The organism is Ulvibacter antarcticus (assembly GCF_003688405.1).
Taxonomy (GTDB): domain Bacteria; phylum Bacteroidota; class Bacteroidia; order Flavobacteriales; family Flavobacteriaceae; genus Ulvibacter; species Ulvibacter antarcticus.
This window is the reverse complement of record NZ_REFC01000014.1, coordinates 522,013-547,624: the sequence shown is the minus strand read 5'-3', so window position 1 is coordinate 547,624 and position 25,612 is coordinate 522,013. Positions and strand designations below refer to the sequence as shown.

The following is a 25,612-nucleotide window of genomic DNA, read 5'->3' as shown; positions in this document are numbered from 1 at the left end:
AAGATCTGTTGAACTTATTAAAATATTAGAAAACGATAATACAAATACTTAAAATAAATAACGAAAGCACAACCACGAATATGCAATCATGGCTTAGTGGGAAATTGTATTGAAATCATTACTTTTAGTCAAAATATGAATCGTCGGAATAGTCCGAACTCGCTTGCCCTTCTGAGTCTCACGCAGCTTCGGAGAATTGAGCCGAAACGAGCGATTGTCGGCAAAGCTGCTTCAAGCCGCACGCTGCGCCAAGCGCCACGATTATTATACAAACCCGTTGGCAACAATTTGTGAAAAACCGAACTTAATTGAAAAAGAAGAAAAAATATGTTTAATTGGTTTAAGAAAAAGGAGAATCTGATATCTGAAAACGAAAAAGAACCTGATTTCAGCAGAATTACTACTAAAAGTAAAGCAATTGATTTATGCGAAAAAGGAGAATTGGTAAAAGTTCATCTAATGGCATTAGAATTTGGTGGAGAGGATAGTGAAAGAAATATTCTTTATGTTCCTGAATTTGCACAAATTTTTAAGCAACGATTTGACAAAATGATAGAGGAATTATTAATTGAAGGAAAAAAATTGGGTTATTCAGCAGAACCTGAATATAAAGGAAAAAGTGTTGTTCCATCAAAACTTAAGATAAGTGTAACCGGAGAATCTGAATTTAAAGAAACTATAAACATTTGGTAAAAAAGTAAAAAACTGTTGCCAACAACGAATATGCAATCATGGCTTAGTGGGAAATTGAATAATATTTCCTAGTTTTAATCAAAATATGATTCGTCGGAACAATCCGAACACGCTTGCCCTTCTGAGTCTCACGCAGCTTCGGAGCATTGAGCCGAAACGAGCGATTGATGGCTGAGCTGCTTCAAGCCGCACGCTGCGCCAAGCGCCACAATTCATATTCAAACCCGTTGGCAACAATTAAGACAAACCAAGAAAATTATGTTTGGAATAATAAACTTTGAAACCTTTTTAATAGCGGGATTAATTCTGAATTTGACTCCTGGAGCTGATACAATGTATATCCTTGGGAGAAGTATTGCCCAAGGAAAAAAAGCTGGAGTTTTGTCTGCATTAGGAATATCAACAGGCGCAATTTTTCATATCATCTTTGCAACATTAGGATTATCAATTATACTCGCTAAATCCGCCTTGGCTTTTGAAGTTGTTAAATATCTAGGAGCTGCATATCTGATATTTTTAGGACTTAGAGCAATCTCCAAAAAAAGAGATGAAAAATTTGAATTGAATAAAGAAAATGAAATTTCGGATTACAAAAAGATTTACTTTTCTGGAATTCTGACTAATATTTTGAATCCTAAAGTAGCATTATTCTTTCTTGCATTTTTACCACAATTTATTGATCCAAATTATGTGCAAAACTCACTTCCATTTCTAATTCTCGGATTTACATTTTTACTAACCGGAACAATTTGGTGTTTGATTTTAGCTTTATTTGCTTCAAAACTATCTGACCGAATTAGAAGAAACTATAAAATAAAGATATGGCTGGACAAAATAACTGGCGGAATTTTTATTGCACTCGGAATAAAACTTGCGCTTACAAAAAATTAACTGTTGCCAACAACGAATATGCAATCATGGCTTAGTGGGAAATTGAATTGAAATTCCTACTTTTAATCAAAATATGATTCGTCGGAATAATCCGAACTCGCTTGCCCTTCTGAGTCTCATGCAGCTTCGGAGAATTGAGCCGAAACGAGCTATTGATGGCTGGGCTGCTTCAAGCCGCACGCTGCGCCAAGCCCCACGATTTATGTTCAAACCAATTGCAATAATTATAAAGAATGACAAAAATGAAGTGTTTATATTTACTATTACTATTCTCTACCAATTGCATAGCTCAGAATGTTTATTTAATAGATTATTGGAAAAGTATTTATAGTCTAAATTCTGATAACTCCTTACAGTTTCACTGTACCATTAACGGAATAAATACAATCCCAACTGATATCGCATTTTCAGATAATACATTATATGGTATAGAAGCATCTGGCAGTCTTTATGAAATTGATATTGACACTGGTAATACAATTTTAATTACATCTTTTCCAGTCGGATTATATACTTCCTTAGCAGGAAACAACCAAAATGAATTATTTTCCATTAATAATACTGACTTGAATCTATATAAGTACAATGTAGCAACTGATACATTAACACTTATATCACATTTAGGTTATGGTACAGGTGGAGACTTGTCGTTCTTTAAAGGAAATTTAATTTTCCCTCCCATTGATGCACAGGCTGAAATTCTGGCCTATAACATTATAGAGGATACTATTTATGATTTCTATTGTCCAGATTCTTTCCCAAGTGTGATTTATGGAATTGTAAATGATTGTCAGTTTTGTGAAACAGATAATAAAATAATAGTTGCTACTCCTTTAAATTTATATGAACTAAATATTGAGGAGGGAACCATTTCTGAAATTCCAGTTTCATTGACTTTTGAAATTTGGGGTTTAGCCTCTACCAATGAAATTGAAGCTAGTACTTGCAATGCAGTTTTAATCGATAAAAACTGTGATTGTCCTAATCCAACAGAAGATATAACTCCGCCTATTCCAGATCTAAATGAACTTCCAATTCTTACTGGTCTATGTAGCATAGAACAACTTACTCAACCTACAGCTAATGATAACTGTGATGGAGCCATTGTTGGTAATACAACAATTAGCTTACCAATTACAGCATCCACAAACATTACTTGGACCTTTACCGATAGTAATGGAAATTTTAGTACACAAAGTCAACAAGTAATTATTGAAGATGCTATTTCACCTATTCCAGATTTAAGCGAACTACCAATTCTTACTGTGGAATGCAGTATAGAACAACTTACTCAACCTACAGCTAATGATAACTGTGATGGAGCCATTGTTGGTAATACAACAATTAGCTTACCAATTACAGCATCCACAAACATTACTTGGACCTTTACCGATAGTAATGGAAATTTTAGTACACAAAGCCAACAAGTAATTATTGAAGATGCTATTTCACCTATTCCAGATTTAAGCGAACTACCAATTCTTACTGAGGAATGCAGTATAGAACAACTTACTCAACCTACAGCTAATGATAACTGTGATGGAGCCATTGCTGGTAATACAACAATTAGCTTACCAATTACAGCATCCACAAACATTACTTGGACTTTTACTGATAGTAATGGAAATTTTAGCACACAAAGTCAACAAGTAATTATTGAAGATGCTATTTCACCTATTCCAGATTTAAGCGAACTACCAATTCTTACTGGGCAATGCAGTATAGAACAACTTACTCAACCTACAGCTAATGATAACTGTGATGGAGACATTGTTGGTAATACAACAATTGGCTTACCAATTACAACATCCACAAACATTACTTGGACTTTTGTTGATAGTAATGGAAATTTTAGCACACAAAGTCAACAAGTAATTATTGAAGATACTATTTTACCTATTCCAGATTTAAGCGAACTCCCAATTCTTACTGGGCAATGCAGTATAGAACAACTTACTCAACCTACGGCTAATGATAATTGTGAAGGAGCCATTGTTGGTAATACAACAATTAGTTTACCAATTACAGCATCCACAAACATTACTTGGACTTTTGCTGATAGTAATGGAAATTTTAGTACGCAAATTCAACAAGTAATTATTGAAGATACTATTTCACCTATTCCAAATTTAAACGAACTCCCAATTCTTACTGAGCAATGCAGTATAGAACAACTTACTCAACCTATAGCCAATGACAATTGTGATGGATCCATTGTTGGTAATACAACAATTAGTTTGCCAATCACATCATCCTCAAACATTACTTGGACTTTTGTTGATAGTTATGGAAATTCCAGTACACAAAGTCAACAAGTAACTATTGATTGTTCACAGAATAATTTTAATATATATCCGAATCCATTTACTGATAATATCTACTTAGATCTTGAGGAAGATATTCTCTCGGTTTATTTGTTCGATATGAATGGACGTATCATTTATGAGATAGCTGATAGTGTTACTGTAATCAATACTAGACAATTATCATCTAATGTATATTTTTTAAAAGTTCAGACTAATAGCTCAATAAAAATTTTTAAAATGATAAAACAATAACTATTGCCAACATCGCATAATAATCATAGCTTTTCCATAATTTCAGTTTATTTAGTACTTAAAATTCACTATTTTAGTCATCGGAACTATACGTAACGCTTGCCTTTCTGAGTCTCACGCAGCTTCAGACAATTGTGTCGAAACGAGATTTAGAGGTGTCGCTGCTTCAAGCCGCACGCTGCGCCAAGCGCCACGATTATTATACAAACCCGTTGGTGACAAGCTAAAATTCGATCTATAAATAAACTTCACAAAAGCGACTGAAAACGATGTTTCAAAAATCGTAGAAATGATTGCTGATGATGAGCTTGGAATAAAAAGTTAGCTTTTAAAACTCCTTGCTATCTGAATACATACAGGCCTTTGAGGAAATAAATTTCTCAATTATTAATACATTACAATTCTCACTTATCTAATATCTGACATATCGTGACAAAATTAAAACGCAAACAAATGAAGTGAGAACTGAAAATGACAAATAACTACAGAGTCTATCGCCTTTTTCCATCTATACCCAACATCGATCTTCTCATTTCTGGAGGAGAAACGCACCAAATTCTTTGGAGATCGTTAGGGTTATATATCTATTAATTTAATAACAGTTAGTTTTTACTGCAAATAACGCCGATCGAGTTTCCGAAAAATGAGATGAATGTCATTTCGTAGAATAGTTCGAAATCTCTAGCGCTTCTTTATGCAAATATGTTTGTCCTGAGCCTGTCGATGAATCGTTCTGTTCATTTTGAATATTCAAAATTAACAAATTATGAAGTATATTTGTAGTAGATGTATATATTGTGCGCTATTTATTTCTATTTATTGCTTTTATAACTACCACTTTCACAACAGGCCAAATAATTGACAGCTTAGAGCGTGAAATAGCAATATCCATCCCTAATTCCAAAGAACATATAGACTTACTTAATGAACTGGGGTATTCATTATGGATTCGTAACCCGCGACAGTCGGTTGAAAACGGAAAAATGGCATTTTCATTGTCAAGTGAAATGAGCTATCTTCCCGGAATGGCAAGAGCCAGAAGAGTTGAAGGAGTGGCACATTGGGCTCTAGGCCAGCCCAAACTCGCATTGGAAAAACTTACAGAAGCAAAAGAACTCTATGCTAATTTGCATGATACTGAAGGTATTGCAAATTGTACTTTAAACATTGGAATGGTCTATGCAGATATTGGAGATCTTGATAGTGCAATAGAATTATATCGAAAGGCTATTACAGATTTTGAAACGCTCAATTTACAAGTACGGGTCGCTACAACATTCACAAAACTGGGCATGGTGTATATGCAGCGGCAACAATATGCCGATGCCATGAATTATTTCACCAATGCATTGAAGATACATACTGTGCATGATTTCACCTATGGCGTTTCTGAAGCACATTCAAGATTAGGTGAGTTATACCTTCTACAGGGAGATCTGGGACAGGCCGACTATCACATTCGTCAGTCTATTATAAACGGTCGAATGGTAGATGATGAGGATGGGCTTATTAATAATTTGATCCAAATGGGTAAGTTACAGCGTTTGCAGGGTGATTTAGGGTTATCCGAAATGCATTTGAAATCTGCATTGCGAAGAGCAAGAGAAAAACATCAAAATAATTACAAATTAGCAGCATATCAAGAATTGAAAGAACTAAAAGTTCGGCAAGGTCGACTGGATTCAGCGTTGCTATATAGTGATTCCTATATTTTTTTAAGAGATTCGGTTTATAGTTTAGATAAATCCAAACAAATTGCGGCATTAGAGTTCAAAAATGAAATTAAGGAAAAAAACCTCGAATTAGACCATCTAAGCGATAAAAACCGTAGTAGTCGTATTACACAATGGATACTCATTGCGGGTATATGGATCATCGGTTTACTGTCATTTTTTCTAATTAAAAGCCTCCGTATTCGAAATAAAAATCAAAAAACTTTATTATCTACACAAGAAAAAAATTCACAAACAGCAATTGAAAATCAGAAGCTTAAACAAGCTGAGTTGCAACAAGAACTTGATTTTAAGAATAAAGAACTTACCAGTTACGCACTCAATTTTGTTCAAAAGAACGAATTGCTGGAATCTCTTGAAGAAAAAATTAAAACATTGAATGCTTCAGGAAGTAGCTCAATACCCGCTTATCAACTTTCAGAGCTGGAAAAGATCATAAAACTACACAGAAGTACTGAAAAAGACTGGGAGGATTTCAAGTTTCATTTTGATCAAGTACATACCAATTTTACCCAGAAGTTAAAAACAAAATTTCCATCACTAAGTGGAAATGACCTAAAGGTGGCCATACTTACACGCCTCAATCTATCTATCAAGGAAACGGCTGCTATTCTTGGGATTTCACCCGAAAGTGCTAAAACAGCGCGGTATAGGCTACGTAAAAAATTGGATTTATTTCCGGAAGTCGACCTCTTCAACTTCCTGTTTGCACTATAAACCACCTTTTAGTTTACTTAGATTTGCATCTGAAGCTTTCATAGACACATCTATTTTTAAAAAGTAAACACCTGTATTTCAATTATATTGTGTTTTATAGTCTACCCGTTGTCTACCTGTTTATTAGAATCTTCTTCTATCGGTCTACCTAATGATAAACCCTTGTTTACACGGTGTCTACACTGTTCTTTAGTTTCCTTAAATACCTGCCAATATATTTGCTCCCTCAATTGGTTACTCCCATCCTCTGATGGTATTTACCGTAAAACAAAATCCTATGAAGAAACAAACAATGATTACAAGAATCGTTAAGCCCAATAACATTGAAACGTTTTGGCACATACGAAAAAATGAATTTCAGAAAAAGTACAAAAACAAAATCTAACATTATGAAGAATCTATTAAACCAATTACCAAGTCCTTTAGAATTGATTCTAGATCCCCTTTCATTAGTGATATTAGGAATATATGTAAGCCTAATGATTTGGGAGGCTCTCTTTCCAGCACGACAATTACCAAAGGTTAAATATTGGAAGCTAAAAGGAATAATTGCCTTCATATTATTTTTCTTGCTTTCGTCCTATTTGCCTTTACTCTGGGATGAATATCTAGCAGCCTACCAAATTTTTAACCTTACCGGTATAGGAACATTTTGGGGAGCACTAGCAGGTATCCTAGTCTATGAATTTGGCGAGTATGTTTGGCATCGCACTATGCACAGCAGCAATATATTGTGGAAAGGTATGCATCAAATGCATCATAGCGCCGAACGACTTGATAGTTATGGTGCTTTCTATTTCAGCCCACTCGATATGGTTGGATGGGTAGCCTTGAGTAGCATCTGCCTTATAGTAGTAGCAGGTTTCACCCCTGAAGCTACAACATTGATCATTTTGATAACCACCTTTTTAACCATTTTTCAACATAGCAATATAAAAACACCTAGGTGGATAGGCTATTTAATTCAACGTCCTGAAGCGCATACAATTCACCATGCCCGCGGTATTCATGCGTATAATTATGCAGGAATCACCCTTTTTGATATACTTTTCGGCACTTTCAGAAATCCTAAAAACTACAAACATGAAACAGGATTTTATCAAGGGGCATCTGCCAAAGTGAAAGAAATGCTATTGTTTAAGGATATTTCGAAAGGAGGCGAATAATATACACAACTAGAAATATCAATAAATCTAAAATTAGAAATCAATAATAATTTAAATAATTTATCATGAAAACTATCAAGAACATTTTTTTAGCAATGCTTATCATCTTAACTATTTCCTGTACAAGTGACGATTACCATGAAGAAGTACCAGATTTGGAACAAACACAATTAAGAGTAATAGGAAAGGGAACAGCAGTTGCCCAGTTGAAAATAATTAACAATCCCGATACCGGCCAACCCATAGAAGCATTTTGTTTTTTAATGGAATTGATTAACGCCGAAACAGGTGAAATTATTGGCACACTCGAAGATTGTGATATGGGAACCACAGAGAACTCTGATGGAACTTTAATTTCAAAAATTGTTACAAAATTTATTATCACCAATGAGGGTTCAATAATTTCAAGGGGTGATGTGCTACAAAAGCCGATTGGAGATGAAAGATTCTCAACAGAATTTACTCCATTTGAAGATAATATAGTTGAAATTACAGGAGATTTTGAAGGTATGAAAGGAAGAACTACCCTCATTGGAGAGGTTGACCTTTCACAGTTTGATCAAAACATTATTACCTTCAATTGCAATTTTACTATCGATTTAGAAACACACTAATTAAAAATAGTTTCTTAAGTTAGAATTGGTGCCCATAAAATCTTTAGCGGATAAGTGGGCACCCTTTATTGTAGGATTAAAACTCAATAATCAAAATATTCTATATTTGAAGCTAAAGAATTTTAAAAATACTTCATTGATTTTAATAATAAGACGTGATGCAAAAGTTAATATATTATGTAGCTAATTCTCTTCATGGATTTATTACTAGAGTGCATAAAGACATAAATAAGCTCATCCCCAATATGGTTGGAATAACAAAATAATTATATTCTTTCAGTAACTCATAAAACTAATCGGTTTGCCGCTAATGTTAAGATTGAAAAATATCAATCCCTGGAATAAAAGAAATAACTGAGGCACCTAATACAGCCATCAATCCATGTGGTTGTAAACAGTTTGCAGCTTGTCTTTTGTATTTTGTATTTTGAATTTTGAATTAATCAACCAATTAAAAGTGATGTTGTGCCCGATAATAACTTATGAAGAAAGTTCAATTTTGGAAGCTCCAAAGTATAATTGGTTAGGCATTTGATAGAAAATGAAAGGTTTACTGGCGGACTTCAAATTCTTACCTACAGTCAAAAATAGGTGCTGCCACAAAAAAACTGTAAATATTAATCGCGACATTTCGCTATACCTTTTAAATTATTACTTTTAAGAAACTAATAAGGTTTCGATGTTAACTGGGAGTGTTTGCAACAGACCAAAAATCTGAAATAGAAATGAATTTAAGAAAAGCGACTAAAAATGATCTTTCAAAAATCGTGGAAATGATTTCTGATGATGAGCTTGGCATTAAAAGAGAAAGCTTTCAAATCCCATTGCTATCTGAATACGTAAAAGCCTTTAAGGAAATTAATTCTGATAAAAATCAAGAACTAATAGTTGTCGAGAATGAAAATTCTGAAATTATCGGAACTTTACAACTCTCATTTATCCAATATCTTACATATCGCGGCGGAGTTAGAGCGCAGATAGAAGCAGTAAGAATTAGAAAAGACAAAAGAGGAATCGGAATTGGAAAAACAATGTTTGAATGGGCAATAAATAGAGCAAAAGAACGGAATGCACATTTGATACAATTAACTACTGACAAGAAAAGACCAAAAGCAATTAAGTTTTATGAAGATTTAGGATTTGAATCATCACACGAAGGAATGAAATTACACCTCTGATAAAAGCCAGTTGCCAATTCTGTGTAAAAATCATGGCTTTTGAGGAACTTAATGCAATGTTCATTACAAATAATTAAGTATCTTGGTTTCTGATAAATCGAGGAGGCTTGCCCTTCTGAGTTTCCCGCAGCTCCGAATACCCGGAACAGGAAAACTGTCACCGCTTCAAGCCGCACGCTGCGCAAGGCGTCACAAGCATTATACAAACCCGTTGGCAAACATTAAAAAAAATAACATGAAATTAAAAATTACTATTCTACTACTATTTATAACATTCTCCTTTTATTCTCAAACAGTAACAACAATTTATAATGAATCATTTAATTCAACAGGATTAGCACTAAATGATGATAAGCTTTTTGTTGCAAATCCATTTGATGGTAGAATTCAAGTTTTAGATTGGACTGAAAATAACCCTATTGCTACAACTTTTATAGATGACATTGATATTGTACAAGGAATTGCGATAAATGGAGAATATTTATATGCTGCTATAAATTCCAATAATCCGGCAAATGATAAAATAATCCGTTTGAATATTAATGATCCCAATCCTACAGTTGATAATTATATCGTCGTTGAGAATCCTGATGGAATTGTTTTTAATGGTAGTGATATGTATGTCAACTCACAAGAAAAAATCTTTCATATTGATACAAATAATAGCAATCCTATTCCAATCGAAATTATAAATGATCTTGATACTTTTGGTACGATTGGTTTAGCAATTGCGCAGAATCATCTATACATAACAGAGAATAGTCAAATTGTAAAATATGAACTTTCCAACCCGATAAGAGAAATTGTTATATCGGATTTAGATGGTTTAACCGGAATTGTGAAATTTACTGACGATAAAATGTTATTTACAAGTTATTCGCCAAATTCAATTTATGAATTAGATCTAAATTCGGAATCCTATACGAGTTTATTTCCAACTAATTTAGTGTCGTCATGGGATATTGTGTATGTTGATGATTATATCTTTGTGTCTGATTTTGAAGGAGGTCAGGTAAACAAAATTGATGTAAGTGCATTGTTTGTAGAGAGTTTTCAAAATGAAAATATTAGTTTATACCCAAATCCGACAAACAACTTTCTTAAAATTCAAAATTTTAAAGATGTAAAAAATGCAATTATTTACACTGTACTTGGACAAAGAGTTGCTGAATTAGAAATTAATGAAAACTCTATTATTGACGTTCAAAATCTAGAACACGGAATTTATCTATTAAAAATAGACGAATTGGAAGCGGTCAAATTCGTTAAAGAGTAAATTAACGGAAAAACGTTTGCCAACCATGTATAAAAATCATGGCTTTAGAGCTGAAAAGCATGATGTTTGCTGTAAATAATTAACTATCTTGAAGATCGGAATATGACGTAAAGCTCGCCTTTCTGAGTCTCACGCAGCTTTGGACAATTGGAACTAAGAAGAGAGTTTGATAGCTGCTGCTGCTTCAAGCAGCAAGCTACGCCAAGCGCCACGATTATTAAACTAACCCGTTGCCACAAGTTTTAAAACGAATAACATCCAGAACATTTATTTATGATTAATAAAATTAAGGAGTTAGAAAAATTGTCGAGACTTCTAGATCCAAAAGAGAGTCAAAGAGAAAAATGGAATTCTGAGGTTTTAGATTATTCTAACACATTTATTAACAACTTAGATACTTCCAAAGCTTTTATTAGTTCCGAAGAAAACGGCAAAGAGATATACAATTTAGACATTGAAGAACAAGCTATTGAATTAGCTCCATTATTAGATAGCACCACAAAAAATATTGACGGAGTGGGTATAAATCCTGCTTCAGGTGGACATATGGGCTATATTCCTGGTGGAGGGCTTTACCCTTCTGCATTAGGAGATTATATTGCGTCGGTTAGTAATCGGTATGCAGGGGTATTTTATGCTGCACCAGGAGCAGTTCGTTTAGAAAACATGCTTATTCGATGGATGTGTCGTTTAATGGATTATCCTGATAACGCTTTTGGAAATTTAACATCAGGCGGATCTATCGCTAATCTGATGGCTTTGGTAACAGCACGAGAGGTTCATAACATCAAAGCTAGAGATTTTGAAAAATCTGTGATCTATCTTTCTGAACAAGCACATCATTCTATTTTAAAAGCTATCCGAATATCAGGCTTATCTGAAGCTCAGTTACGTTATATACCCCTAGATAAAGAACTAAGGCTTTCCCCAGATATGTTAGAAAAGGCAATTATTGAAGATAAAAAAAATGGATTAATACCCTTCTATATCAATGCATCTTTCGGAACAACTAATACAGGAACAATAGATCCTCTAGAATCAATTGCTGCTATTGCTAAAAAACACAAGCTGTGGTTTCATGTAGATGCAGCTTATGGAGGTTTCTTTAAATTAGTGCACGAATTAGATTCTAAATTTAAAAGTATAAAAGAAGCCGATTCCATTACCTTAGATCCTCACAAAACACTTTTTATTCCTTACGGAACAGGCACCATACTTATAAAGAATAAGGAGAATCTATTAAAAGCTTATCATTGTTTAGCGGACTATATGCAAGATATAATTGGCAAAGAGGATGAAATTTCTCCTGCAGATATATCGGCTGAACAGACAAAGCACTTCCGAGGAATGAGATTGTGGTTACCATTAAAATTATTTGGCTTAAGGCCTTTTAGAGCAGCATTAGAAGAAAAATTATATTTAACTAAGTATTTCTATGAAGAAATACAAAAAATAACGGGATTTGAAGTAGGACCGAAACCGGAACTTTCTGTTGCTATTTTTAGGTATGTTCCCAAAAATAAAAACGCAAACTTATTCAACAGAGAATTAATTGAAGCTATTCAAAAAGATGGACGTATATTTCTTTCATCAACTAACATAAATAATGTGTTTTGGATACGGATAGCAGTGGTACAATTTAGAACACACCTAGAACAGATAGATCTTTTGCTTGATATTATTAAAAAACTGATAAATCAAACCTTATCTGAATAAAATTAAAATAGTGGCAAACATCTCATAATGTAAATTGCTCGTTCAGTAATAAATTTAGTATTTGAAATATTATTTAACTAAATTGGTACTCATCTTAATCCGAACACGCTTGCCCTTCTGCGTCTCACGTAGCTCCGAATAATAGAAATAAAGACGAGCACTGGATAATTGTCGCCGCCTCAAGTCACACGCTGCGCTAGGCACCACAATGCTTATTCAAACCAGATGTGGCGCATTTGATTAAACACACAATGCCAAAGAAATAATATGACAAGATTTATAAAAAAAGATAAACAAGAAATTGGTCTTTCACCAGACGAATTAGTTTTTAGAGGACAGAAAAAAACTGATCAAGTATTATTGCGAATTATAGATTTTGACTCTACTAATCTAACAGAAGATGATGTCAAAACTGTTAATGAAGTTAGTAAATTTCAACATAAAGACACAGTTACTTGGATAAATGTAGATGGGCTTCATAATACTTCGATAATGCAAGAAATAACATCAGCTTTTAACTTTGACAACTTGGTTATGGCTGAAGTACTTAATACAGATGCAAGACCAAGAGTAATTGAATATGACAATTGCACCTTAATTACCATTAAAATGTTAAGGTTAGACGAAAAAAATGGTAAAACAATTGTTGAAAATCTAAGTTTAATACTTACAAAACCAATTTTAATATCTTTCCAGGAACAAAAAGGAGACGTATTTGAACCTGTTCGGGAAAGAATAAGAAAGCAAAAGAAAAGAATTCGAAATGGTGGAACTGATTATTTAACTTTTGCACTATTGGATATAGTAATTGATAATTATTTATACGTAATAAGTGTTTTAGGGGAAAAAATCGAAACATTAGAAGAAAACCTCTTACTAAATCCAAATCAAAATATTATTAATGAAATTAATAATTACAAACGTGAGCTGAACTTTTTACGTAAAAGCATAAAACCCGCTAAAGAAATGATTTTTTCCCTAGCAAAGACCGATTCCGACTTTATTACTGAAAGCACTTATGTTCATTTCAAGGAGCTTGAGGATAATATTAGTCAAGCTAATGACGCTTCGGACGATTACCGTGAAATATTGTCGGACCAACTCAATATTTATCATACAACCATTAGTAGCAAGCTAAATGATATTATGAAATTTCTTACTGTGTTTTCCGTAATATTCATTCCATTAACTTTTATAGCAGGAATCTATGGAACCAACTTTGAATATGTGCCAGAATTATCTTATAAATACAGTTATTTTATTATGTGGATAATAATGATAATAGTCGCTATAGGAATGCTTTTGTTTTTCAAGAAGAAAAAATGGTTTTAATGAATTATTAGACAGATGTAAAAATAAAATAGCCCGATACTGATTGATCTAGAATGGCATTGGAGAAAACGCACCACAACCAAGTATAAGTCATCATTGCTTCTATCCTATTAGAATTATGTTAGCTTCAATTAATTTACTAAATTGGTGCTCGGAATAAAACGTGAAAGCTTGCCTTTCAGGGTTTCATGTAGCTTCAGATAATTGAGCCGAAACGAGACTTGGTGGCTGTTGTTTCTTCAAGCCTTACGCTGCGATTAGCGTAGCAAACATTATACAAACCCGTTGGGTATAATAATAAAAACGAAAAATGAACTTCACTATAAAACTTAAAAAAATCAAATCAATTGAAGTAATTGAAGGATATTGGAAGAACGAAGATTATATTAATTTACTTGAATTATTTGATTATACGGAGGCTAACAAAGTACCGGAATTAGAGTTATTTGATATGCTCTCAATGGCCATTTCTGACTTTGAACCAAATGAAGCTGCTACTATTGTATTAAGTTATAAACTGAAGAATGTACTTAAGGAGAGTCAAATAGCCAATCTTTCTCATGAAATGCTGATAGATAAGATAGCTGAAGAATATCCTGATATTTCTTTGCATTACCCACTTTTCAATATTAACCAGTTACTTTATCAGACTTATAATGGTAAATTTCCAAAAACACTCGCATCTGTTATTGACATTGAACTCATTTTTGAAGAGAAGATTAACATTACAAAAGAAATTGTACTGCGATCCATAAGTGATCTACTTTCAGCTAAAAGCTTAATGAAAAGATTATTTAATGACCAACTTGATTCAGAGAAAGAATTTGACGATGCCGAAAGTATTATATGGGAATTAAAATCGGTTGATGAAAATTTATATCAAATTATCACATCAGATTATTGGCTGAATAATGAAGACTTTGAAAGGGATGAGTTTTCTGGTGAACTTAGTGAAGAAGAAATAAACCATTCTAACTAAGCTGACAATAAGAATTCATGTTGAGAATGCATCGAAAATATTATAACTATGCCCAACTATATATAAGTCATCATGGCTTCTCTTTAATTAGAATTGTTGTAGCTGCAAATAATTGATTAAATTGGTACTCGTAATAAGAAAGTAAGCTTGCCTTTCTGAGTCCCACGCGGCTCCAAATAATTTAAAAAAAGAATAACTTTGAGGTGGTCGCTGCTACAAGCCGCACACTGCGCCAGCCGCAACAAGTGTTTTACAAACCCGTTAGCTTACATCAGAAAAAAAAATGGCATTATTTAAAAAAGTAGATAAAGTATTAGCAGCTCTTGGAAATATTCGAGCAATGGAAAGGCTTCATGTCGACACAGTCACAGAGGAAAAAATCGAAAACATAGGAGGTGATAAAATAGCTGAATCTCAAGATGGAATAATTTACGGTGGAATTGATGAATTGAACGGTTATTTATTTTTAGAAACCGTTATTCTGAGTCGAATGAACATCAAAACGTTTAAAGGAGCTACTTTAAAATTTATTGGCTCGTCTGATTTTGAACTCAAATCGGATACGCAAGAGATTGAATCTGAATTTTCGAATGTTTCAAATCGTTTTATTACAAGAATTAGTTTTGATATTACTAAAAATGAAATTCACTTAATAAAGGATAAAAAATATGATAAGGTCATATTCGGATTCAAAAAAAAATCATTTGAATTATTAAAATCTGAATAGACATAAGCTAATATTGCATAATGTTCATTCCTTGTTCAATAATAAATTTAGATTTTGAGTTATTATTTAACTAAACTGGTTCTCGGAATAATCCGCACAACATTACCCATCTGAGTCTCACGCAGCTTCGGATAATTACTGCCGAATGAGAATTGGATAGCGGTCGCTAATTAAAAATGCGCGCTCCGCCAAGTGCCTTAATCCTCATATTAATGTGCGAGGTACATTTTTGAAAACATTGTTGTAAAAACAAATTATATGGAACTATTGAACAAATTTTTAGAATTTGAGTTATTTAGTATTGGAAAATATAGTTTGATGGTTAGTACTATAGTTCTAGCCCTATTCATTGTAGTTATTACAAAGGCTATTTTATGGATAGTTAAAAAATCCATTTTCCGCAGAAGAAAATTAGATAAATTTAATGAAGGAAATACTTATTCGTTATATCAAATAATTAAATACATAGTTTGGGTTATTGCTCTTGGAATAATATTAGAAACATTTGGGGTTAAAGTGTCACTTTTAATAGCTGGTTCTGCGGCGCTACTCGTTGGTATTGGATTAGGTTTGCAACAAACGTTCAACGACATTATTTCTGGAGTCATTTTGCTCTCAGAAAGGACTATTAGAATAGGTGATATTTTGGAAGTAGATGGAGGTATTTTGAAAATACAGGAGATAGGTTTACGCACTTCTAAAGGGCTAAATACGGATGATATTTCTATAATAATCCCTAACTCTTTAATTACTACGAATAAAGTCATTAATTGGAGCCATCAGAAAAGACAAAATCGCTTTAGAATTGAAATTGGAGTTTCTTATGGAAGTGATGTTGAACTCGTTATAAAGATTCTTCAAGAAAGTGCTAAAGAGCATCCTGAAGTTAATGATGAAAAATTAATTGAAGCAAGACTTGTGAATTTTGGAAATTCATCATTAGATTTCCAAGTTCTTTTTTATAGCAGTACAATTTTTGGTTCAGATAGAATGAAAAGTGATATCCGTAGAATAATAAACAAGAAATTTATTAAAAATAAAATCACAATTCCTTTTCCTCAAATGGATGTTCATATAAAATCTAACAATAAACAAGATTGAAGATTCAATGAGGCACAAACTCGTATAACGCTAATGTATAATTAGACTTTAAATAAGGAAATTCTTATAAATTATCAATTACTTTTAATTGGGAATAAGACGATGAAACTAACTTTTTAAGTTTAAAATAAATAATGAATACCATAGATTGGATTGGATTTGTCGGGGTTTTTCAAATACTTCTTGCTTACTTATTAAATATTGCAGGAAAATTAAAGACAGATGATTTAACTTTTATTGTACTGAATTTAATTGGAGCTAGTATGGCTTGTCTTGCTTCAATACTAATGGAATATCTCCCTTTCATAATTCTAGAGGGAATATGGGCAATTGTATCTCTAATCTCACTCTTAAAATATAAAAGAAAATATTAAATCGCTGGAGAAATTGATTAATATGAATTAACAAAAAGGATAACCTCAAAGCTGAACGACGATTAATATATGTTCTTTACAAAAAAAGATCTCAGCAAGATTGACCGAAAGCTTACAATTTGTGAATTCAAAGAAATGGAAAGTACATTCATTAATATTGAGAGAACAAAATCAGACAAATTAAACTGATTTTAAACACAAGAAAAGTATTAATTTACAAAAGCTATTAGTTTAATTATGTTAACAGATATTAATCCGAAATTACCAATGCGTGACAAAAATGTTACGAGAGAATTCTACGTCAAAAAGTTGGGATTTAAAGAATTTGGAGTAAAGGACTTTGATGGTTATCTGATGCTAGAAAAAGACAAAATTCAAATTCACTTCTTTGAATTTAAAGAAATTGAACCAAAAGATAATTATGGCCAAGTTTATATTAGACTTGACAACATAGATAATTTTTACCAAACATTATTAGATAATAAAACAACTATTCATCCAAATGGGAAATTGGAAGTTAAACCCTGGAAGCAAATGGAATTTTCCATACTCGACCCAGATAATAACCTATTGACATTTGGACAAAGTATTTAAAATTAATAATTGAAATTCCTAAAAAACCAAGATGAAACCCAACTCAAAGCTTAAAAAATTCCTAGAACCTTATGACGAAGAAATTCAAAATTTGTCATTAGAATTGAGGAATTTTATTACTGATTTAGTGCCACAAGCCAATGAGTTAATTTGGGACAATTATAACGCAGTTGCCATGGCCTATTCGAAATCTGAAAAACTCAAAGATGCCTTTTGTCATATCGCTGTTTATTCGAAACATGTAAACTTCGGATTTAATCGTGGTGCAGAATTGACAGGAAAGGACCTTAAGCTAGAAGGAAAAGGAAAACTAATAAGACATATTTCTGTAAGGGATCTAAAAACATTTCCAAAGGAAAAAATTAAAAATTTGATTTGGGAGGCCGTCGGAATTTCAGAAAAACTAAATATTGATTTAACCGATAATAATGTTCAACCCAAGAGCATTGTAATGTCAATTTCTGAAAAGAAAATAAGGCCAAAAAGAAAAGCGAGTAAATAGCTAAGTGTATGCAAACAAGGCTTAATAGAAAAGTGAATTGTATTTACTACTTTTAATCAAAACACAATTCATCGGAATAATCGTTAAGCCAAACTTGATTTAATTAAGGTGAAAAGTAAACGGATTAAACATATAATCACCATTTATGAATAAAACTTTAAAAAGGGTAATCGAGTTTCCACTGACAAAAATTATATTAGGAATTGGAATTTGCTTATTGGTACTTATTGGTTTTCAGAATTTCATATCCAAGCCCATATTTTACTTATTAATTGATTCCAATCCATTAGCAGATACTTTCATAAATTACACATCTGTTGCAGTATTATTGGCTACCTATTACTATCTCTTTAAATTCTACGAGAAAAGGCAAATTTTTGAACTATCTAAGAAAAATATATTAAAAGTATTAACTGGTGGTTTCCTTTTAGGCTTTTCTATTTTATCCTTTGTGATTTTAATTTTATATCTACTAGGCTATTATAAAATCATCGAATTCGCAGGATTTTCTTACTTTCTAGCCCCTTTTTCTTTTTTAGTTATTGCTGCTTTAATTGAAGAAATTCTGTTTAGAGCTATTTTATATAGGATTTTAGAAAATTGGATTGGTACTTATATTGTACTTATTATTATTTCAATTTTGTTTGAATTACCACATATCTTTAATGATAATGTGACACTATTATCAGTACTATTAGGTCTTCTATTTGGTTTTGCTCACGGGATAATGTATACGTACACAAAAAGAATTTGGCTGCCATTTGCATTTCATTTGGGTTGGAATTTTGCACAACCCTTTTATGGATCTAATTTATCTGGAATTCAAGATGTGGGAACTATATTTAGTGCCGAGTTTAATGGCCCGGAGTTAATCACAGGAAGCATATATGGGATAGAGGATTCTATTTTATCTATATTTTTGCTACTTCTATTGTGTATTGTATTTTTAAGATTATCTATAAAAGAGAATAAAATAGTTAGAAACAAGCTACAGCAGAGTAAATTGCCTATTTCCTAGGCTTTTAGCTATTACATTTTCAGTCTAATTAATTAGCTTATCTTAGTTACTGTTAAAGTCGAATTCGCTTACCTTTCTAAGTTGTTTGTAACTTTAGTTAATCTGAATTCGGTAGTGAATAATGAACTAAAACTAATCGAAGCAACACTTAACACTTTTAGCCACAATTTGTTTAAACTTTTGAAGTTTAGATGGTTGATATTTAAACTTAATCGCAAGCACTATGGATAAGCTGAATAAGGTTGCCGAAATAACATTAATCTTTTGGTTAATGAAAATTGTTGCAACAACCCTTGGCGAGACCTTAGGAGATTATTTGTCAATGACACTAAATCTTGGTTACTTAACAGGAATAATTATAACTCTGATTTTCTTTTTAATTGTTCTTTTCAAACAATTAGTTGCCAAAAAATATATACCAGTTTTCTATTGGCTAGTCATAATTGCAACGACTACACTTGGCACCGAAATTTCCGATTTTATGGATAGAAGTCTGAATTTAGGATATACTTGGGGAAGTCTAATACTGTTCTCCTGCCTGATTATGACTCTATTACTTTGGTATAAAAAGTTCAAGTCGTTGAGTGTCTTTCCAATCTTAAATAGAAACAAAGAAATTTATTATTGGATTGCCATATTATTCTCAAATAGTTTGGGAACGGCATTCGGAGATTATTTGAGTGACGTAGTTGGATTCAGCTATTTAAATGGAGCAATGGTAACTGCTGGAATTATAATGATTGTTGTATTATTACATTATCTGACTAAAATAAATCATATCATATTATTTTGGATAGCATTTATCTTTACTAGACCATTTGGTGCAACATTTGGAGATTTTTTAACCAAACCAATAGCAAAAGGTGGTTTGGATTTAGGAACATTAAATTCTTCAATAATTTCAATCGTACTTATGACGATATTGATCATAATTTCTCATAGGACATTGAACAAGAAAATTGTGGAATAATACGCAATACCTCCTCATATTAGTCATTATGGTTTCTCACCTACTCGAATTATATTCCCAAAGAATTATTAACTAAATTGGTGCTCGGATTAATACGTTTAAGTTAGCTTTACCCAACATCCCGTGATTCCGGAGAAATTTTAGTTCGATGAGAATTGAATAAAAGTCGCTGTTACAAACTTAGCTTACTGATAGCAATCACACGCTAAACCATATGTCACAAATCAAAACCAAAAAACATGAATGATGCATCAAATATTTGTTTGTCTTGTGGGTTCTGCTGTGACGGAACCTTGATAGGCTATGTAGAGCTTGAAAGTAAAGAGTTGCCTGTAATAAGAGAATTAATGGATATAGAGGATGCAAATGGTAATGGGTTTTTTCTTCAACCTTGTAAAAACTATTGTGATGGTTGTAGTATATATTTAAAAAGACCTAAACAATGCGCTAGTTTTGAGTGCGGACTTTTAAAATCTGTGGAACAAAAAAAAATGGATTTTGATTCGGCTATTGAAATAATCAATATGGTTAAACAAAAAAAGATAGCCTTAGAAAAAAAGCTTGCAATACTACCATTTCCACTGAAATCCGAATCATTTTCCTTTAAAATGGTTGAATTAAAAAAGTTGTTGCAAAAAATGAAGACTGATTCATTAATTACACAAAACCATCTAGAATTAATGTCTGACATCGATCAACTAAATATTCTGATTTCACAGAATTTTGGAGTCTCGTTATATTGAAAATTAAGAAGTATTCTTTAAGTAGATGTTGGAACGAATATGCACTCAACAATAAACAATACATTATAAAAAATGTTCAAATGAGATTGTCTAAAAATCAAGAAGAAGAATTTATCCAAGTTTTAAAAGTCCGTTTTAATAATAATATGGATCGCCATAAAGGGCTTGAATGGAAAAAACTTGAAACCAGACTCAAAGCCAATTCTCAAAGTTTATGGTCACTCCTTGAAATGGAAAGAACTGGAGGTGAACCAGATGTCGTTGATTACGATCAAAAAACGGAAGAATTTATCTTTTACGATTGTGTTTCTGAAAGCCCTATAGGTCGAAGAAGCATCTGCTATGATCGAGAAGCGTTAGAATCGAGAAAAACAAATAAACCTAAAAATAATGCTATTGATATGGCGAACACAATGGGGATTGAAATCTTGACTGAAGCTCAATATAAATCTTTGCAGAAACTCGGAAAATTCGACACTAAAACGTCTAGTTGGTTAAAGACACCGACTGAAATTAGAGAACTCGGTGGAGCCATTTTTGCCGATTTTAGATTCGACCAAGTATTCGTATATCATAACGGAGCTGAATCATATTATGCCGCTAGAGGATTTAGAGGCATGTTAAGAATATAGATTAATAAGATGCTGGTGATGAAATGAAATGTTAAGCTATTCTTCGTAGTTTGTACTACGCCAAATTAAAAATATCGCGATTTTTAATACGTATATCGATTTTCAGAATAACCCTTCAAATAAAATGAATGGAATTACAAAGTGGTCATGAAGTAAAAGAAGTATTCAATAACTATCCAGAGATTGTACGACATAAATTATTACAATTAAGAGAGATAATTCTAAGCATAGCTTCTGAAGTATATGGGCTTCAAAAATTAGAGGAAACATTAAAATGGGGTGAACCAAGCTATAAAACAAAAAATGGTAGCACCATTCGAATCGACTGGAAAGAAAAGTCTCCAAATCAGTTTGCTATGTATTTCAATTGCAATACTAGTTTAATTCCTAGTTTCAGAATAATTTATAAAGACGTCTTCCAATTCGAAGGAAAAAGAGCCTTACTATTTAAAATGGATGACGAATTGCCTAGAGCAGAATTAGAACATTGTATCAAAATGGCTTTGACCTACCATAAAATAAAGCACTTACCGCTTTTAGGAGCATAATTTCTTTTATAAATATTTTAGCTTCCACTTTAAAAGTCAAACGTTATTCTTCAATCTTGTTTAAATTGATCATTGGAAATCTCATTATTTATTGACTATCTTGTAAAAGACCAATTAAGTTTCAACTTAAAAAACCAATCAAAATATGATAGTAACGCTATTGACAAAAGTGTTCTTACCATTGTCTCTTGCTATTATCATGCTGGGAATGGGAATGACCTTAATTCCAGCCGATTTTACACGAATTTTTAAATTTCCCAAAGCTATCTTTATTGGCCTTGTGAATCAATTGCTGTTGTTACCCATCATCGCTTTCTCTTTAGCTGTTGCCTTTAATTTGGATCCAATAATGGCGGTTGGCGTAATGATTCTGGCAGCTTGTCCCGGAGGACCTACGAGCAATTTAATTACACAGGTTTGTAAAGGAAACATCGCATTGTCGGTAACCTTAACTGCAATTGCCAGTTTTGCTAGCATTATAACAATACCTTTTATTTTATCGTATGCTTTGGAGTACTTCGGAACTGGTACAGATGTAATCATAAAATTACCCATAATGGATACTATTTTACAAATAATGGTGATCACTGTGATTCCTATTTCCATCGGAATGTTTATTCGAAAATACAAATCAAATTTCGCTATTAGAATGGAAAAACCAATGCGAATTGCATCAACCGTCATTTTCATATTAGTTTTCATTGCAGTTATTGCAGCAAATTTCCACATGCTTGGTGATGCAATGGAAAGAGTTGGAATAGTAACATTGTTACTAAATATCCTCACCATGGGTGCAGGTTATTTAACGGCCAGATTGTTTAAACTGAATCTAAAAAACGCTATATCAATTAGCGTCGAGAGCGGAATACAAAACGGAACCCTTGCTTTTGTCATTGCCACAACAATTTTGAATAACATTGAAATGGGAATTCCAACGGGTGCTTATGCCATATGGATGTTTACTACAGGAGGCATTTTAATGTGGCAATTAGGAAAAAGAAAAGAAACTACATCCTCAATAAATGCTTAAAAGCAAACTACTAACAAATAATTAGATATTATGAAACTAGGAGTATTTTCCATCAGCTTGAATGTAAAAGATCTTAAACAATCAAAAGAATTCTACGAAATTCTAGGTTTTACTGTCTTTGCCGGTGATATGGACAAGAACTATTTAATAATGAAGAATGAGGAGACCATCGTAGGCTTGTTTCAAGGAATGTTCGAAAACAATATTATGACTTTTAATCCGGGATGGGATGCAAATGCTTCAAAGCTTGAACATTTTGATGATGTTCGAAAAATTCAAGCTCATTTAAAAACTAATGGAATCAAACTTCAAACAGAAGCTGACGAAAAGAGTAATGGTCCCGCGAGTATGGTTTTACAGGATCCAGATGGTAATACTATTTTGTTCGATCAACACGTTTAGTCGTGGTTGTGTTTAAATGACTTCCGAAGCATAGATTATTAAAACTAAACACCCAATATTATGGATCTAGCACTCCAAACAATGATTGACAATATGCCCGAAAAAACGGGTAAGTCCTTAAAAGAATGGAAAGCCGTTTTAAAAACAATGACTTTCGCGAAACATTCTGAAGCTGTTAATTTTCTGAAATCAGAACATAAAGTAACACACGGCTTTGCCAATACGATTGTTTCTTTATCAAAAGAAGAAAACAATTCACCCGAAGACCTAGTGCAGAATCAGTATAAAGGGAAGGAATCGTTATTTTCTATCTATGAAGACCTGCTAAAAATTGTGAAGAAATTTGGAGCTGATGTAACCATAACTCCTAAGAAAACAAGCGTAAGTATTATTCGCAAAAAACAATTCGCTTTAATTAAACCTGCCACCAAAACCAGAATTGATCTAGGATTGAAAATAAAGGATAAACCAATTACCAATCGTCTTGAAAATTCGGGTCCTTTTGGATCCATGTGCACTCATAGGGTACAATTAACGGAAACATCTCAGCTGGATAAAGAGCTTATTTTATGGCTAAAAGAAGCCTACACAAAGGCAGACTAATAGCTTCGGAAAAGCCACAATCTTTAAAATTTAATATGTCATCTTATATAGACACCTTAGCAACAGAGTTTAAAAAGAAGCCCTTCGACTAATTATTTAAAAAGATATGAAATTACATAAAGAAAAATATGTCGCATTTTTAAGAGGGATAAATGTTGGGGGGCATCACAAAGTACCCATGGCCGATTTAAAAAAAGTGCTAAAGAACTTAGGCTTTGAAAACTGCATTACGCTTCTAAACTCCGGCAATATTATTTTTGAAGCAGATGAACAGCCTATAAAAAGTCTCGAGCAAAAACTTTCATCGAAGCTAGAAAGTCACTTTGGCTTCGCTATTCCTACGATAACAAGAACCTACAACGAAATTAACAGGACGTTCGTTGAAGCTCCTTTCAAAAATATTGAAGTTACAAAAGACATACGATTGTATATTTCATTCCTAAAAGAAGACAAGAAAATTGAATTAGAATTGCCATGGATAAGCCAGGATGGTTCGTTTAAAGTGCTTCAAAACAGCAACGGAAATATCATTAGCATATTAGATCTTTCCATCAATAAAACACCTAAAGCTATGGAAGTTCTTGAAAAACACTATGGAAAAGACATTACCACGCGAAACTGGAATACTATAGTAAGAATTGTAAATAAAATAGCTACAACTTAATACCAAATCATTTCAAAAATCTTATTACTCAGGATTAATTAAAACCATATTTTTGTCAAGTGTAAAATATTGAAATTTAGATGTGCTACGATATAAAAGCCAGCCTTGAAGCGCAATTGAATAAAGCCCGTCGTGTAAATGACCTTCAGGCCATTGAAGAGATCATCGAAAAATTAGCGCCATTAACAGATTTACCTATTTATCATGCTTCAGGATTTAGTCATCCGGAAATGTTGATCTACACCAATCGCTCACCCAATTTTCCCGAAGTAGCGACCTGGGGTCTCGTACCACACTGGGTTAACGATGAGGAACAACTCAAAAAGCTTTGGAATAACACCTTGAACGCAAGAGGCGAAACTATTTTCGAAAAACCTTCATTTCGGACTGCAGCTGAGCATAATCGCTGTGTCGTCTATGTTGATGGATTTTACGAACATCATCATTTTGAAGGTAATGTCTATCCGTATTACATCCGTCGAAAAGATAAGAAACCTATGGTCCTTGCTGGATTATGGAGTGAATGGACAAATCCGAATTCGGGTGGAGTAGTAAATACTTTTACCATTGTTACGACAGTTGGTAATCCACTAATGGCTAAAATTCATAACAATCCGAAACTTAAAGAGCCTAGAATGCCAGTGATTTTAACTTCGGAAAGTGAAGAGGAATGGTTGAAGCCGTTCGAAAGTAATACAGATCGCGAGAATATTGTAAAAAACATCAAACCGCTGTCTGAAGATTTATTGGAAGCTTATACTGTGCGTCGCCTTAGAGGCAAGGAGTATTTGGGCAATGTTGAAGAAATTTCAGAAGAATTCGAGTACCAGGAACTCAATAATTTATAGATC

Annotated in this window: 26 protein-coding genes; all 26 read left to right on the top strand. The window is 32.9% G+C overall.

Annotation, left to right across the window (positions count from 1 at the left end):
• Window positions 1-327 precede the first annotated feature (327 nt).
• The 26 genes from BXY75_RS14215 (at window position 328) to BXY75_RS14090 (ending at window position 25,609) form a co-directional block, all read left to right on the top strand.
• On the top strand, window positions 328-693 hold the full coding sequence (locus tag BXY75_RS14215; RefSeq protein WP_121908420.1) for a hypothetical protein: 366 nt from the start codon (window positions 328-330) through the stop codon (window positions 691-693).
• 258 nt (window positions 694-951) lie between these two features.
• Window positions 952-1,584: a LysE family translocator gene (locus BXY75_RS14210; protein WP_121908419.1), complete on the top strand. Its 633-nt coding sequence runs from the start codon at window positions 952-954 to the stop codon at window positions 1,582-1,584.
• 242 nt (window positions 1,585-1,826) lie between these two features.
• Window positions 1,827-4,142, top strand: coding sequence for a T9SS type A sorting domain-containing protein (locus tag BXY75_RS14205; RefSeq protein ID WP_170152902.1), 2,316 nt, complete (start codon window positions 1,827-1,829; stop codon window positions 4,140-4,142).
• 797 nt (window positions 4,143-4,939) lie between these two features.
• Window positions 4,940-6,592 (top strand): tetratricopeptide repeat protein, encoded by a 1,653-nt coding sequence (locus tag BXY75_RS14200; RefSeq protein ID WP_121908417.1) that lies wholly within the window; start codon window positions 4,940-4,942, stop codon window positions 6,590-6,592.
• 389 nt (window positions 6,593-6,981) lie between these two features.
• Window positions 6,982-7,758 (top strand): sterol desaturase family protein, encoded by a 777-nt coding sequence (locus BXY75_RS14195; protein ID WP_121908450.1) that lies wholly within the window; start codon window positions 6,982-6,984, stop codon window positions 7,756-7,758.
• A 65-nt stretch (window positions 7,759-7,823) separates the two neighbouring features.
• Complete coding sequence (locus tag BXY75_RS14190; protein ID WP_121908416.1) at window positions 7,824-8,372, top strand: hypothetical protein; 549 nt, start codon at window positions 7,824-7,826, stop codon at window positions 8,370-8,372.
• 692 nt (window positions 8,373-9,064) lie between these two features.
• Window positions 9,065-9,550, top strand: coding sequence for a GNAT family N-acetyltransferase (locus tag BXY75_RS14185; protein ID WP_245962980.1), 486 nt, complete (start codon window positions 9,065-9,067; stop codon window positions 9,548-9,550).
• 235 nt (window positions 9,551-9,785) lie between these two features.
• Window positions 9,786-10,826, top strand: coding sequence for a T9SS type A sorting domain-containing protein (locus BXY75_RS14180; RefSeq protein ID WP_121908414.1), 1,041 nt, complete (start codon window positions 9,786-9,788; stop codon window positions 10,824-10,826).
• A gap of 273 nt (window positions 10,827-11,099) precedes the next feature.
• Window positions 11,100-12,542 (top strand): pyridoxal phosphate-dependent decarboxylase family protein, encoded by a 1,443-nt coding sequence (locus tag BXY75_RS14175; RefSeq protein WP_121908413.1) that lies wholly within the window; start codon window positions 11,100-11,102, stop codon window positions 12,540-12,542.
• Between the two features lie 267 nt (window positions 12,543-12,809).
• A complete protein-coding gene (corA, locus tag BXY75_RS14170; RefSeq protein WP_121908412.1) occupies window positions 12,810-13,874 on the top strand; it encodes a magnesium/cobalt transporter CorA in 1,065 nt (354 codons plus the stop codon).
• A 310-nt stretch (window positions 13,875-14,184) separates the two neighbouring features.
• Complete coding sequence (locus BXY75_RS14165) at window positions 14,185-14,853, top strand: hypothetical protein (RefSeq protein ID WP_121908411.1); 669 nt, start codon at window positions 14,185-14,187, stop codon at window positions 14,851-14,853.
• A 283-nt stretch (window positions 14,854-15,136) separates the two neighbouring features.
• Entirely contained in the window at window positions 15,137-15,580 is a 444-nt protein-coding gene (locus BXY75_RS14160; protein WP_121908410.1) for a hypothetical protein, read from the top strand.
• A gap of 258 nt (window positions 15,581-15,838) precedes the next feature.
• The gene (locus BXY75_RS14155; RefSeq protein ID WP_121908409.1) at window positions 15,839-16,681 is read left to right on the top strand and encodes a mechanosensitive ion channel family protein; all 843 of its coding nucleotides are present in this window, start codon (window positions 15,839-15,841) and stop codon (window positions 16,679-16,681) included.
• Window positions 16,682-16,815: 134 nt separating this feature from the next.
• Window positions 16,816-17,055 (top strand): CBU_0592 family membrane protein, encoded by a 240-nt coding sequence (locus BXY75_RS14150; protein WP_121908408.1) that lies wholly within the window; start codon window positions 16,816-16,818, stop codon window positions 17,053-17,055.
• 237 nt (window positions 17,056-17,292) lie between these two features.
• Window positions 17,293-17,649, top strand: a complete 357-nt coding sequence (locus BXY75_RS14145) for a bleomycin resistance protein (protein WP_121908407.1) — start codon at window positions 17,293-17,295, stop codon at window positions 17,647-17,649.
• 31 nt (window positions 17,650-17,680) lie between these two features.
• Window positions 17,681-18,151, top strand: coding sequence for a DUF1801 domain-containing protein (locus BXY75_RS14140; protein ID WP_121908406.1), 471 nt, complete (start codon window positions 17,681-17,683; stop codon window positions 18,149-18,151).
• Window positions 18,152-18,296: 145 nt separating this feature from the next.
• On the top strand, window positions 18,297-19,169 hold the full coding sequence (locus BXY75_RS14135) for a CPBP family intramembrane glutamic endopeptidase (protein WP_121908405.1): 873 nt from the start codon (window positions 18,297-18,299) through the stop codon (window positions 19,167-19,169).
• A 223-nt stretch (window positions 19,170-19,392) separates the two neighbouring features.
• Window positions 19,393-20,139 (top strand): COG4705 family protein, encoded by a 747-nt coding sequence (locus BXY75_RS14130; RefSeq protein ID WP_211331827.1) that lies wholly within the window; start codon window positions 19,393-19,395, stop codon window positions 20,137-20,139.
• A gap of 239 nt (window positions 20,140-20,378) precedes the next feature.
• Window positions 20,379-20,882, top strand: coding sequence for a YkgJ family cysteine cluster protein (locus BXY75_RS14125; protein ID WP_147437287.1), 504 nt, complete (start codon window positions 20,379-20,381; stop codon window positions 20,880-20,882).
• An 80-nt stretch (window positions 20,883-20,962) separates the two neighbouring features.
• Complete coding sequence (locus tag BXY75_RS14120; RefSeq protein ID WP_121908448.1) at window positions 20,963-21,514, top strand: DUF4256 domain-containing protein; 552 nt, start codon at window positions 20,963-20,965, stop codon at window positions 21,512-21,514.
• A gap of 128 nt (window positions 21,515-21,642) precedes the next feature.
• Window positions 21,643-22,062 carry a DUF1801 domain-containing protein gene (locus BXY75_RS14115; RefSeq protein WP_121908403.1) on the top strand — a complete coding sequence of 140 codons (420 nt, stop codon included), beginning with the start codon at window positions 21,643-21,645 and terminating at the stop codon, window positions 22,060-22,062.
• Between the two features lie 145 nt (window positions 22,063-22,207).
• Window positions 22,208-23,092: a bile acid:sodium symporter family protein gene (locus BXY75_RS14110; RefSeq protein WP_121908402.1), complete on the top strand. Its 885-nt coding sequence runs from the start codon at window positions 22,208-22,210 to the stop codon at window positions 23,090-23,092.
• Window positions 23,093-23,122: 30 nt separating this feature from the next.
• Complete coding sequence (locus BXY75_RS14105; protein WP_121908401.1) at window positions 23,123-23,494, top strand: VOC family protein; 372 nt, start codon at window positions 23,123-23,125, stop codon at window positions 23,492-23,494.
• Window positions 23,495-23,554: 60 nt separating this feature from the next.
• Window positions 23,555-24,097 (top strand): DUF4287 domain-containing protein, encoded by a 543-nt coding sequence (locus tag BXY75_RS14100; RefSeq protein ID WP_121908400.1) that lies wholly within the window; start codon window positions 23,555-23,557, stop codon window positions 24,095-24,097.
• A 106-nt stretch (window positions 24,098-24,203) separates the two neighbouring features.
• A complete protein-coding gene (locus BXY75_RS14095) occupies window positions 24,204-24,761 on the top strand; it encodes a DUF1697 domain-containing protein (protein ID WP_121908399.1) in 558 nt (185 codons plus the stop codon).
• A gap of 80 nt (window positions 24,762-24,841) precedes the next feature.
• Window positions 24,842-25,609 carry an SOS response-associated peptidase gene (locus BXY75_RS14090; RefSeq protein ID WP_121908398.1) on the top strand — a complete coding sequence of 256 codons (768 nt, stop codon included), beginning with the start codon at window positions 24,842-24,844 and terminating at the stop codon, window positions 25,607-25,609.
• Window positions 25,610-25,612: the final 3 nt, after the last annotated feature.

Coding starts and splice junctions, on each gene's coding strand:
- BXY75_RS14215 (WP_121908420.1), top strand. CDS start 328: ATGTTTAATTGGTTTAAGAAAAAGGAGAATCTGATATCTGAAAACGAA.
- BXY75_RS14210 (WP_121908419.1), top strand. CDS start 952: ATGTTTGGAATAATAAACTTTGAAACCTTTTTAATAGCGGGATTAATT.
- BXY75_RS14205 (WP_170152902.1), top strand. CDS start 1,827: ATGAAGTGTTTATATTTACTATTACTATTCTCTACCAATTGCATAGCT.
- BXY75_RS14195 (WP_121908450.1), top strand. CDS start 6,982: ATGAAGAATCTATTAAACCAATTACCAAGTCCTTTAGAATTGATTCTA.
- BXY75_RS14190 (WP_121908416.1), top strand. CDS start 7,824: ATGAAAACTATCAAGAACATTTTTTTAGCAATGCTTATCATCTTAACT.
- BXY75_RS14180 (WP_121908414.1), top strand. CDS start 9,786: ATGAAATTAAAAATTACTATTCTACTACTATTTATAACATTCTCCTTT.
- BXY75_RS14175 (WP_121908413.1), top strand. CDS start 11,100: ATGATTAATAAAATTAAGGAGTTAGAAAAATTGTCGAGACTTCTAGAT.
- corA (WP_121908412.1), top strand. CDS start 12,810: ATGACAAGATTTATAAAAAAAGATAAACAAGAAATTGGTCTTTCACCA.
- BXY75_RS14165 (WP_121908411.1), top strand. CDS start 14,185: ATGAACTTCACTATAAAACTTAAAAAAATCAAATCAATTGAAGTAATT.
- BXY75_RS14160 (WP_121908410.1), top strand. CDS start 15,137: ATGGCATTATTTAAAAAAGTAGATAAAGTATTAGCAGCTCTTGGAAAT.
- BXY75_RS14155 (WP_121908409.1), top strand. CDS start 15,839: ATGGAACTATTGAACAAATTTTTAGAATTTGAGTTATTTAGTATTGGA.
- BXY75_RS14150 (WP_121908408.1), top strand. CDS start 16,816: ATGAATACCATAGATTGGATTGGATTTGTCGGGGTTTTTCAAATACTT.
- BXY75_RS14145 (WP_121908407.1), top strand. CDS start 17,293: ATGTTAACAGATATTAATCCGAAATTACCAATGCGTGACAAAAATGTT.
- BXY75_RS14140 (WP_121908406.1), top strand. CDS start 17,681: ATGAAACCCAACTCAAAGCTTAAAAAATTCCTAGAACCTTATGACGAA.
- BXY75_RS14135 (WP_121908405.1), top strand. CDS start 18,297: ATGAATAAAACTTTAAAAAGGGTAATCGAGTTTCCACTGACAAAAATT.
- BXY75_RS14130 (WP_211331827.1), top strand. CDS start 19,393: ATGGATAAGCTGAATAAGGTTGCCGAAATAACATTAATCTTTTGGTTA.
- BXY75_RS14125 (WP_147437287.1), top strand. CDS start 20,379: ATGAATGATGCATCAAATATTTGTTTGTCTTGTGGGTTCTGCTGTGAC.
- BXY75_RS14120 (WP_121908448.1), top strand. CDS start 20,963: ATGAGATTGTCTAAAAATCAAGAAGAAGAATTTATCCAAGTTTTAAAA.
- BXY75_RS14115 (WP_121908403.1), top strand. CDS start 21,643: ATGGAATTACAAAGTGGTCATGAAGTAAAAGAAGTATTCAATAACTAT.
- BXY75_RS14110 (WP_121908402.1), top strand. CDS start 22,208: ATGATAGTAACGCTATTGACAAAAGTGTTCTTACCATTGTCTCTTGCT.
- BXY75_RS14105 (WP_121908401.1), top strand. CDS start 23,123: ATGAAACTAGGAGTATTTTCCATCAGCTTGAATGTAAAAGATCTTAAA.
- BXY75_RS14100 (WP_121908400.1), top strand. CDS start 23,555: ATGGATCTAGCACTCCAAACAATGATTGACAATATGCCCGAAAAAACG.
- BXY75_RS14095 (WP_121908399.1), top strand. CDS start 24,204: ATGAAATTACATAAAGAAAAATATGTCGCATTTTTAAGAGGGATAAAT.
- BXY75_RS14090 (WP_121908398.1), top strand. CDS start 24,842: ATGTGCTACGATATAAAAGCCAGCCTTGAAGCGCAATTGAATAAAGCC.